At 61.1% G+C, this 10833-nt stretch carries 12 protein-coding genes; 3 read left to right on the forward strand and 9 right to left on the reverse strand.

Annotated elements, in window-relative coordinates; translation table 11 throughout:
• Window positions 1–76 precede the first annotated feature (76 nt).
• From ppk2 to AAC126_RS07650, 7 genes are all read right to left on the reverse strand, one after another.
• Complete coding sequence (gene ppk2, locus AAC126_RS07620; RefSeq protein ID WP_339851755.1) at window positions 77–868, reverse strand: polyphosphate kinase 2; 792 nt, start codon at window positions 866–868, stop codon at window positions 77–79.
• Between the two features lie 82 nt (window positions 869–950).
• Window positions 951–1223, reverse strand: coding sequence for a hypothetical protein (locus AAC126_RS07625; protein WP_339851757.1), 273 nt, complete (start codon window positions 1221–1223; stop codon window positions 951–953).
• Window positions 1223–1984, reverse strand: a complete 762-nt coding sequence (locus AAC126_RS07630; RefSeq protein ID WP_339851760.1) for a hypothetical protein — start codon at window positions 1982–1984, stop codon at window positions 1223–1225. Before AAC126_RS07630 ends, AAC126_RS07625 begins: the two co-directional genes overlap by 1 nt.
• Window positions 1981–3036, reverse strand: a complete 1056-nt coding sequence (locus AAC126_RS07635) for a Rieske 2Fe-2S domain-containing protein (protein WP_339851763.1) — start codon at window positions 3034–3036, stop codon at window positions 1981–1983. Before AAC126_RS07635 ends, AAC126_RS07630 begins: the two co-directional genes overlap by 4 nt.
• On the reverse strand, window positions 3033–3179 hold the full coding sequence (locus tag AAC126_RS07640; RefSeq protein WP_339851766.1) for a hypothetical protein: 147 nt from the start codon (window positions 3177–3179) through the stop codon (window positions 3033–3035). The genes AAC126_RS07635 and AAC126_RS07640 overlap by 4 nt, the downstream gene beginning before the upstream one ends.
• The gene (locus tag AAC126_RS07645) at window positions 3176–3412 is read right to left on the reverse strand and encodes a hypothetical protein (protein WP_339851768.1); all 237 of its coding nucleotides are present in this window, start codon (window positions 3410–3412) and stop codon (window positions 3176–3178) included. The genes AAC126_RS07640 and AAC126_RS07645 overlap by 4 nt, the downstream gene beginning before the upstream one ends.
• Window positions 3413–3438: 26 nt before the next feature.
• Window positions 3439–4509, reverse strand: a complete 1071-nt coding sequence (locus tag AAC126_RS07650; RefSeq protein WP_339851771.1) for a methyl-accepting chemotaxis protein — start codon at window positions 4507–4509, stop codon at window positions 3439–3441.
• 361 nt (window positions 4510–4870) lie between these two features.
• Here AAC126_RS07650 and AAC126_RS07655 point away from each other — a divergent pair, with 361 nt between their 5' ends.
• Window positions 4871–5098 carry a hypothetical protein gene (locus tag AAC126_RS07655; protein WP_339851774.1) on the forward strand — a complete coding sequence of 76 codons (228 nt, stop codon included), beginning with the start codon at window positions 4871–4873 and terminating at the stop codon, window positions 5096–5098.
• 108 nt (window positions 5099–5206) lie between these two features.
• Here the strand turns inward: AAC126_RS07655 and AAC126_RS07660 are convergent, their stop codons facing one another.
• Entirely contained in the window at window positions 5207–7378 is a 2172-nt protein-coding gene (locus AAC126_RS07660; RefSeq protein ID WP_339851777.1) for a malate synthase G, read from the reverse strand.
• A gap of 125 nt (window positions 7379–7503) precedes the next feature.
• Window positions 7504–8019 (reverse strand): HAD family hydrolase, encoded by a 516-nt coding sequence (locus AAC126_RS07665; protein ID WP_339851779.1) that lies wholly within the window; start codon window positions 8017–8019, stop codon window positions 7504–7506.
• Window positions 8020–8577: 558 nt separating this feature from the next.
• Here AAC126_RS07665 and AAC126_RS07670 point away from each other — a divergent pair.
• Together AAC126_RS07670 and phaZ are read left to right on the forward strand one after the other, a co-directional pair.
• Complete coding sequence (locus AAC126_RS07670; RefSeq protein WP_339851781.1) at window positions 8578–9534, forward strand: S1C family serine protease; 957 nt, start codon at window positions 8578–8580, stop codon at window positions 9532–9534.
• 158 nt (window positions 9535–9692) lie between these two features.
• Window positions 9693–10833: polyhydroxyalkanoate depolymerase (gene phaZ / locus AAC126_RS07675; RefSeq protein WP_339851784.1), on the forward strand; the 1141-nt coding region annotated here is incomplete at its 3' end.

The following is a 10833-nucleotide window of genomic DNA, read 5'->3' on the forward strand; positions in this document are numbered from 1 at the left end:
CTATGTCATATCGAACAGCCGGGGAGGCCGACAAGTTTTTTCGAAATTCGATTTCGCTTGGCGAAACTGGTGGCGGTCAGAAGGGTTCCGGGATCGTCGTGCCGTAGCGTGGCCGGTCCGGCGGGGGATCCGGTAAATGTTCGCGGGGCGGAAGGTCCGGTGCCTTGAACGGAATTCTCTCATAGTCGAACTGGCTGAGCAGGTGGGAAATGCAGTTCAGCCGGGCCCGTTTCTTGTCGTCGGCATCGACGATGAACCAGGGCGCCTCGAGGGTGTGCGTCGCGCCGATCATGTCGTCATAGGCGGCCGAATACTGGTCCCAGAGTCGGTATGAATCGAGATCCATGCCGCTCAGTTTCCAGTGTTTGACAGGATCGGTCATGCGGGAGAGGAAACGCTTCTCCTGCTCGTCCTTGCCGACATGCAGGAAATACTTGATCAGCTTGATCCCGGCCGAGGCGATCTCCCGCTCGAAAAACACGGTGCTTTCGAGGAACCGGTCGACCGACGCCTGATCGGTGAAACCCATGACCCGTTCAACCCCGGCCCGGTTGTACCAGGAGCGGTCGAATAGCACGATCTCGCCGGCGGCCGGAAAGTGCTGGATATAGCGCTGGGCATAGAGCTGGGTCTTTTCCCGCTCGCTCGGCGCGGGCAGGGCGACGGTGCGGAAGACGCGCGGGCTGACCCGCTCGGTGATCCGCTTGATCACGCCACCTTTCCCGGCGGCGTCCCGGCCTTCGAACACCACGATCGCACTTTCTCCGGAGGCCTTGAGCCATGCCTGCAGATGGCACAGCTCGACCTGCAGCTCATAGAGCGCGTGCTGATAGACCTTCTTCGAAAGGCCGTCGTCTTTCTTGGGCATGGTTTTTCCCGGGCGATGAGAAGCGGATTAGATCATGCCGCCCCGCCGCGTGCCAGCCCCGGCCGTTGACAAAGGAGGAGGTTCAGTGAGGTTCGCGCGGCAAGAGGGCGGACAACCGCTGCCAGATCCGCTCGGCAATCCAGAGGCCGAGCACGGCATAGAGCGGCACGGCAATGATCCTCAGGTCGTAAAGCCAGCTTACCCGGATTACCGTCTCCGCACCGGGCCAAAGTTCCTTCAGCCATCGCCCGCGCAGCAGCGATGCTGCTTCGTCCGAATAGTCGTAGAGCAGCCAACCGGCGGTGGCGGCATAAGCCAGTCCGAGCAGGAGCCTGAGGAGGGTCGCCGGGCGCATCAGATAAACCCGATCCGGCTGGCGTCGGTCCGCAGCATCAACAGATCGCCCCGGCGGTAAAGCTCGCCCGTGACGGACACATAGGGCGCGACATAATCGAGGATATCCGCATCGAAGGCGTTGCCCTCCGCATCCGTCAAGAGCAGCAGGGTCGGTGCCTCGTTTTCGTGAAAGACCGCCAGCATCGGCGGGATGCCGCCCATCAGGCAGAGATTGGCGCAGGCCCGGTGCACCTTGCCTTCGCCGGGACGCATGGCGCCGAGATAGCATTTCGTATCGACGATCTCTCCGCGCAGTGTCACCGGGCCGAGCGGGACGTCCGCCGGCGGCACGAACCCGGCGACGGGTGCCGGATCTACCGCATCGCGGATCTTCGCGGCGCCGCCGACTTGCAGGAGACGTGTTCCCTCGCGGGTGATGAACACGCCGCCGACATCGACGATCTTGCCGTCATGCTGCGCCGCCCGTTGTTGTGCGCCGCGCTTGCCGGGGTCGGAAAGCAGGATGGTCTGGCCGTCGGGATGCGCTTCGTCGGGCGGCAACCGCAGCATGGGGTAGGGGGCGGTTTGCAGGATGCCGAGATGCTCCTGGTAGCCGCCCTTGAAACCGCCATCGCCATAATCCGGCTGTCCTGCCAGCAGGGCGAAGCCGCCACCGATGCCGAGGCCGGTCAGCAGCACGGTGACGACGGCGATGAAGGCCGCGAGTTTCGGCGGGGTTTTAAGGTAGCCGACGAAGAAGTCTCCGGAGGGGGGGCTCATGCGCTCTGCTCCAGCTGGATGGGCGGCACCGGCGTGCCCGGCGGCAGGGCGTTCGCGTCGATCAGGAGGCGGTCCCCGTCCCGGCGCAGCCGGTAGGTCGCCACCTTTTCGGTGAAGGGCGCGGGCGAGCAGCCATCTTCCGGCCGGTACTGGTAGCCGTGCCAGGGACAGGTGACGCAACCGTCGATGATCCGGCCTTCGGCCAGCGGGCCGTTCTGATGCGCGCAGGCGTTGGAGAGCGCGGATACCTTGCCGTCATAACGGAACAGAGCGGCTTTCTCGCCGGTCGGCAGGAAGACCGTGACGCCGCCTTCGTCGGGTAGCTCGCCAATATAGGCGGCGTGCACCCAGTGTCCGTCCGTATCATTTGCACGTTCCGCATCCGCTGTATCCCGCTCGCGCAATCCCGCCGCGATGTGCAGGCCGCAGACAAGACACACGCTGGCGCCGGTCAGGCCGAGCAGCCAGGGAGAGTGTTCCGTTTGCAAAACGCCCAGCGCGATATGGCCGATGATCGCGGCGTAGGCCGCGTAAACGGTCATGTGGATGGCCTTCCAGAGCGGGGCGCCAAGGAAGTTCAACCAGAAATCATGGCTGGTCGCGGCCATGGTGAAGAGGATGCCGAGAGCGAAGATACCGAGATATTCGAACGGGAAGGCCTGCCAGGACGTGACAGCACTGCTCGATGCCAGCAAGGCGACATAGCGGTCGAGCGGACCGAAGGCCTGATACCAGCCGGTCACGGCAAGGGCGTGCGCCAGCGCGACGAAGAAGATGGCGACGCCGAAATGCCGGCGGTTATAGAGTAGCGGCAGGAAACGGCTGTCCAGCCGGGCCAGCGGTCCGATGCTGAGAAGGATGGTCAGCAGCAGGAAGGCGCAGGTGCCGAAGGCCCGCATACGGAGTTGCGGGCCGCTGATCCGGGGGCTTTCCAGCCAGCCCGGCGCATAGCGCAGAAACAGGATGATGAAGGCGGCGATACCGAACCCGAGCACGAGATCGTAGGTGATTTTGTTCCGGGTCCAGGTGACGGGGCGGTACTGCACGCTCATTGCGCCGCTCCCTTGCTGAGCTGCAACGGCGGCTCGATCGGGCGCTCCTGGCGCTGAAGCACGGTGACCAGCAGAAAGGCAGGCAGCAGGATGGCGAGCGCGATCCAGATCCGCAGATGCCAACGCTGATGGCGGCGCTTCATGGCTCAATCCTCGCCCGCATAACATGCGCCCAGCGCCAGAGGATAACCGGCCAGAACACGACCGCCGCCGGGATCAGGAACAGTCGGAAGAGATAGCTTCCCCGCGCGCCTGGATCGATCCTGTCGACCCCGTAGAGCAGGAAGACCGCCGCCACCGCGATGCCGATATAGCCGTAATAGCTGGCGGCTGCGAACATGCCCTGAACTGTTGCGACGGCTGGAACCTCGATCATCCGCTTGCTCTCCCTGCCGCCGTGCGTCAGCCGTAATGCCGGCGGATGCCCGAGATCGACTCGTCGATTTCCTGTCCGAGCCGGGCCATGCGGTCCGCGATCTCTCCGGTTGCCCGATACTGCTCCTCGGCAGCCGCGCCGTTCTCCTCGATGGAGCGGACCATGGTTGAAACCCGCTCCGTGATGTCTGCAAACCCGGTCTGGATCATGCCCAGCGTCTCGCTGAGACGGGTCGTCATACCGGCGATGCCATCGGCGGCTTCACGGCTGTCTGTCGCCAACATTTTCACTTCACGGGCGACCACGGCGAAGCCGAGTCCGGCTTCGCCCGCTCGGGCGGCTTCGATCGTTGCGTTCAACGCCAGCATGTTTGTCTGCCCGGCAATCAGCTTGATGCCGTCAAGCAGCTTCAGGATGCCGTCGATGGCCGAGGACAGTTCGGACAGTTTTGTGACGGCTGAGTTAACAGTGCCGGAGATACCGGTTGCGTGATCGAGATTGCGCCCGACATTCTCGCGGATCGTGGCCATGCTGGAGGAGAGCTTGTCGGAAGCGCCGGCCACGCCGCCGATAATGTCGCCGACATTCTGGCCCATCATGCCGGTAAGCTCTTCGATGGTGGACTGGTTCTTTTCCGTCTGCGCCTCGCTGTAGGCGGAGGAGGCGATGGTCGCCTCGGCGTTCATCAGCGTGCCGATCAGGAGCGCGGCCTCGTGCGATTCCGGCGAGCCTTTTCCGGTCGCGAGAACACGGGCCGTCAACTCGCGGCCGAGACAGGCAAAGAACTGTCCGTAGACCGCAGGGTTCATCGCACTTTCGAGATCGCCCCGGGCGAATTCCCGGACCTGGTCTACATGAGCCACCCCGATGCCTTCGTTGAAGACGGCTTTCCAACGGTCTTTCTGACTGGCAACCCAGGTAGCCTCGTCTTGCCCCCATAGAAAACCGGTCAGGCCTTTATAAGATGTGCAGAATTTGTGAGTCGCTTTCAGGGAGCCCTCAAGCTCCCGTTCGACATGATTTTCCCATGTCTGCGGTAGCGCATTGCCCCGTTCTGTTGTCAGGCCGCAGCCGGCGATCAGTTCAGTCACATCCATTGAGTCACAATCCAATATGTTTTCGCCTGCCTAGCTGCAACCTATAGCTAGTGTATTAATAGGAACCTAAGAGCAGATTGTTAGCGGGATCTGCATTCAAATGTGGCATCAAAGGGTTGTGATCAAATGTTAGGAAGAAGCCGTGCCGGAGGCTTCGCAATCACCCGACGATGTGCGCCGGAGCTGACATGCGGTCGCAAATGACCAGGATGCGGACGGCTATTGGTTGATTATTCTGCTTTTGACGATTTCTTGCCGGAGCCACGCGCCGGGATCCTGTCTATTTTTTCCGAAAAGTGACTATTTTCTCGGGTAAGCGCGTTGCAAAGAGAGGCGCGACGGAATAGGCCTTGAATTGTTCTTGCCGACAGAGGTCACCGTGGACGACAGCACCAGAAGCATGATCGAAGATGCCTATCTTGAGACGGTTGAGGAATCCTTCGAGCGCGGACTGTCACCTCTGAAAGCGCATATGGAAGGGATCGTCGCCGCCGCAATGCTGCTGTCCGCCATGGGCGGCGTTGAGGACGAGGAAGCCCGCAAGCAGGTCATGGATCTCGGTTTGCGGCCACCGACGGACGAAGACTAGGCACAGATCTTTTCATGCCAGGCCTGACACCAGCACCGCCCACATAGACAAAGAGACCGGCGCATAATCGCCAGTCTCTTTTCCGGATGTGTTTAACCGTGGTCGCTCTTAACCCTGAGCCTTCACTTCCTGACGGCGGCCATGCAGCACCGGCTCGGTATAGCCGCTCGGCTGCTCCCGGCCCTTGAAGACCAGATCACAGGCGGCCTGGAAGGCGATGCTCTTGTCGAAGTCGGGGGCCATCGGCGTATAGACCGGATCGTCGGCATTCTGGCCGTCCACCACCTTGGCCATCCGCTTCATGGTCTCCTCGACCTGGGCCGCATCGCAGACACCGTGATGCAGCCAGTTGGCGATATGCTGGCTGGAAATCCGCAGGGTCGCGCGGTCTTCCATCAGGCCGACATTGTTGATGTCCGGCACCTTGGAGCAGCCGACACCCTGATCGACCCAGCGGACCACATAGCCAAGGATACCCTGGGCATTGTTGTCGAGTTCCTGCTGGATGGTCTCCGCATCCCAGTTCGGGCGCGTGGCCACCGGGATGGACAGGATATCGTCCAGATTGGCCCGGCCACGGGTCTTCAACTCATCCTGCCGCTGCTTCACATTCAGCTCGTGATAATGCGTGGCGTGCAGCACGGCGGCGGTAGGGGACGGCACCCAGGCGGTGTTCGCGCCCGCTTCCGGATGGCCCTTCTTCTGCTTCAGCATTTCCGCCATCAGATCCGGCATGGCCCACATGCCCTTGCCGATCTGGGCATGGCCCTGCAGACCGCATTCCAGCCCGATATCGACGTTCCAGTCCTCGTAGGCCTTGATCCAGGGAGACGCCTTCATGTCGCCCTTGCGGATCATCGGGCCGGCTTCCATGGAGGTGTGCATCTCGTCGCCGGTGCGGTCGAGGAAGCCGGTATTGATGAAGACCACCCGGTCCTTGGCGGCCCGGATGCATTCCTTGAGGTTCACCGTGGTCCGGCGCTCCTCGTCCATGATGCCCATTTTCAGGGTGTTCGGCGCGAGGTCGAGCAGCTTCTCGGTCTCGGTGAAGAGCGCCTCTATGAAGGCGACCTCCTCGGGGCCATGCATCTTCGGGTTCACGGTATAAACGGAACCGGCGCGGCTGTTGCCACCCTTGGTGGCGCCGCGCAGGTCATGCAGGGCGATGGCGGCGTTGAACACGCCATCCATCAGGCATTCCGGAATTTCCTTGCCGCCGTCATAGAGGATGGCCGGGTTGGTCATCAGCAGGCCGACATTGCGGACCAGCATCAGGCTGCGCCCGTGCAGCGTGACGGTGCCTCCGTCCGGTGCGGTATAGGTGCGGTCCGGGTTCAGCTTGCGAATGACTTCGACGCCGTTCTTCTGGAAGACCTCGGTCAGATCGCCCTTCGCGAGGCCGAGCCAGTTCCGGTAGGCCAGCACCTTGTCCTCGGCATCGACCGCCGCGACCGAATCCTCGCAATCCATGATCGTGGTCAGGGCCGCTTCGACGACAATGTCGGCAATGCCCGCAGGATCGCCTTTGCCGATCGGATGGTCCTTGTTGATGACTATCTCGAAATGCAGCTCGTTATTGCGGATCAGGATGTCGTCCGGGGCACTCGCATCACCGTTATAACCGGCGAACTGGAACGGGGCTTTCAGGCCGGTCGTCATGCCGTCTTTCAACGTCACGGAAAGCTGGCCGTCGACGATGCTGTAGCCGACGGAATCCGCATGGCTGCCGCTGGAGAGCGGTGCCGCCATGTCCAGGAAATCCCGGGCCCAGGCGATAACCTTGGCGCCGCGCGCCGGATTGTAGGCGCCCCCTGCGGCAGCGCCGCCTTCGTCGGAGATCGCGTCGGTGCCGTAAAGCGCGTCATAGAGGCTGCCCCAGCGGGCGTTCGCGGCGTTCAGCGCGTAGCGTGCATTCATCACCGGGACGACGAGCTGCGGGCCGGCGACCGTGGCAATTTCCGCATCGACATTCGCCGTGCCGACGGAGAAGGCGGGGCCTTCCGGCACGATATAGCCGATATCCTTCAGGAAGAGCTTGTAGGCTTCGAGATCGAAACCGGCGGCGCGATTGGCCTTGTGCCAGGTGTCGATCTTTTCCTGCAGCACATCGCGCTTGGCGACGAGCGCCCGGTTTTTCGGGGCGAAATCGGACACGATACGCTCGAACCCGGTCCAGAAGGCCTCCGGTGCGACACCGGTGTCTGGAAGGGCCTCTTCGTTCATGAAGTCATAGAGCGTCTGGTCGATCTGCAGAGCGCCGATCTGGATCCGGCTGGTCATCGCGAGGCCCTTTCCGCGTAGGTTTCAATGTTCAGAAATCGAGGCGCATCCTCTTGATCCGCCTTCCGGCACGCAAGCGGCGGTTCCGCAATGCGGAATTCAAAACCATTTTATTGTGCGCTCGCTCAATTCGGTGCGGCGGGCAGCAATCCGTTCACAAGTTGCAGCAGACTTCCGCCTTCAAAGAGATGGCCCGGCAGACCGGCCGCTTCGGCGGCTTCCATGTCCGTCATGCGATCACCGATCATGAAGGAGCGGGAGAGGTCGATATCCCAATGACCGATAAGATCGAGAATCATTCCCGGCTTCGGCTTGCGCCAGTCCGCGAGGCCGGTGAAGCGGCCATCGTCGAAATCAGGATGATAGGGGCTGATGCGGAAATCGTCGATCCCTCCGCCCTGCGCACGCAGCTGCGCATCCATCCACTGATGCAGGGCCTCGACATCCGCCACATCGTAATAGCCTCTGGCAATGCCGGCCTGGTTGGTCACGACGAAAACAAGATATCCGCGCTTCTTCAGCAGGGAGATCGCCTCCATCGCACCGTCGATCCATTCGATCTGATCCGGGCGATGCGCATAGCCGGTATCCCGGTTGAGAACGCCGTCGCGATCAAGGAAGGCTGCCGGTCTTTTGCTCATTCTTTAGCCAGTATGCTGATCAATTGGTCAAATTCGTGTCGTGCGTTGTTCATTCCGAATTCCACAGGCGCGGGAGTGACATTGTTCACAACCCGTCCGCAATGTGCGTTTTTTGGTCAATGGCACGGGGTTCTTTACGATATTTTCATTCCTATATCGCATTCTGAGCACCGTGATGCAGCGACCATCTCTTGGCCCGCCTATTGCATTGCACTGAAACAGTTCAAACCCGGATTGGATCAGACGGCCGCGCGAGCGGGCGCTTCGGATCCATCCAGCAGACGGAGTTGGACAGAATGGTCCGCTTTATGGAAATCGTTCGCAAGTCGGTACATGCCTTGTTGCATCCGTATCGTCCTGAAAGACGCTACATGCGCGGCCGCTAGGCCGGACGCAGTGCCTCTATACTGACCTTTGCCCGTAGAGTTCCCCATCGGCGTTGACCGGTGCTGTTTAAGACGGGGGATGCTCTTCCAACAGCGAAGCGGCTCTGTATACTGAACACATACAGGGGCGACACCGCCGCGCTGCCAGGACAGAGAGTGCCAGGACTATTAGATGGAACAAGAACGCGCACATTCGCCGAGACAGGAAGATTACGGATACGATCTTGATCGTATTTACGCTTCCCTCGTTGGCGTTCGCACAGCAATTCCTGACGATGCTTATACGGCCGACCTGCTTGGCACGGAGCGCAGCGGCAATGGCGTTGTCATCCGGGAAGACGGCCTGGTTCTGACCATCGGCTATCTCGTGACAGAAGCCGAGCAAGTGTGGATTACCGACAATTTCGGGCGTGCGGTCGCCGGCCATGTGATGGGGTATGATCAGGAAACCGGGTTTGGTCTGATCCAGGCCCTCGGCCACCTCGACCTGCCGGCCTTGCCGCTGGGTGATTCGGATGTCCTGAATGAGGGCGATTCTGTTGTGATCGGCGGTCTCGGCGGCCGCAAGGGGGCGATCGCGGCCGAAGTGATGGCCATTCGCGAATTCGCCGGATACTGGGAATATCTTCTCGATAAAGCGATTTTCACGGCGCCCGCGCACCCGAACTGGGGCGGCTGCGGGCTGATCGGCCCGGACGGCAGTCTGCTCGGCATCGGCTCGCTGATGGTGCAGCAGACGGGCGAGGACACGGCGATTGACGGGAACATGGTGGTCCCTATCAATCTGCTGAAACCCATTCTCGAGCAATTGTCGACCTATGGCCGGGTGGAAAAGCCGTCACGTCCCTGGCTCGGGCTGTTTGGCACGGAAGTCCAGGACCAGGTGGTGGTGGCCGCGCTCAGCGCGAACGGCCCCGCGGATGAAGCCGATATCAAGGTTGGCGACATTGTCGTTGCCGTGGACGATGAGCAGGTCAAATCCCTGGCGGAGTTCTTCCGCCATGTCTGGTCGCTTGGAGATGCCGGGGTGACGGTGCCGCTGTCGCTTGCCCGGAACGGCGAAATTCTGAGCACCAATGTCCGGTCGATCGCGCGGGATGCGCTGCTGAAGTCGCCGGCTCTGCATTAAGGCCGCTGTCTATACATTTCGACAGGCGGGAATGGCCGCGCACTTTCTTTGGTGCAATGCAGCAATTTGAATGCCAGTATTGTGTAGTTATTGTGCGGACTTTACGGCGGGCGATCGTGCCCGGCCGTTCGCGCCCGCCGGAACGCGGAGCTTAAGCGATGCTGTATCACATGTATGAAGCGACCCGCATGGCGATCATGCCATGGCGGATGGGAGCGCAGGCCGTGCGTAACACGGTGATGGCGCCCTGGAGTCCGCTCTCCTATACACCGTTAGGAAAGCAGATCGGCTCAGCCGCGGAACTGTTCGAGCGGGTTACCCGGCGCTACGGCAAACCCGAGTGGGGGCTGGACAAGACGGTGATCGACGGCAAGGAAGTCGCGATCGAGGAAGAGACCGTCATTCACCGGACTTACTGCAGCCTGGTGAATTTCAAACGCGACACCAAACGCAACGATCCGAAGCTTCTGGTGGTGGCGCCGGTTTCAGGGCATTACGCAACTCTGTTGCGGGGTACCGTGGAAGCGATGTTACCGGACCATGATGTCTACGTGACGGACTGGAACGATTGCCGTTATGTGCCGATCACGGCCGACCGGTTCAATCTCAGTGACTATATCGATTACATCATCGATTTCCTGCATTACCTCGGCCCGAACACCCACGTCCTGGCGGTTTGCCAGCCGAGTGTGCCGGTGCTGGCCGCTGTTTCCGTGATGTCCGGCTGGGGCGATAATTGCGCGCCGGCCTCGATGACGCTGATGGGCGGTCCGATCGATACCCGGCGCAATCCGACGGCGGTGAACAAGCTGGCCAAGGAGCATTCGATCGAATGGTTCGAGCGCCATGTCGTCACCGTTGTGCCGCCGCCCTATCCGGGCATGGGACGCCGGGTTTATCCGGGCTTCATCCAGCTCACCAACTTCATCTCGATGAATCTCGACAAGCACATGATCTCGCTCAACGAGCTGTTCGATCATCTGGTCCAGGGCGACGAGGAGGAGGCGGACAAGAAGAAAGCCTTCTACGAGGAATATCTGGCGGTCATGGATCTGCCGGCGGAGTTCTATCTGGAGACGGTGGAAGCCGTGTTCCAGAAGCATTCCCTGCCGAAGGGCGAGATGATGGCGCGCTGGAATCCGGTGAAAACCGAGCAGATCACCAGAACCGCCATTCTCTGCGTTGAAGGCGAGCTCGACGACATTTCCGGTGTCGGCCAGACCCAGGCGGCGCTGGATATGACACCGAACCTGCCGGACTCCATGAAGCATTATCACCTGCAGAAGAATGTCGGCCATT

It is taken from the genome of uncultured Nisaea sp. (assembly GCF_963974195.1).
Classification (GTDB): Bacteria; Pseudomonadota; Alphaproteobacteria; order Thalassobaculales; family Thalassobaculaceae; genus Nisaea.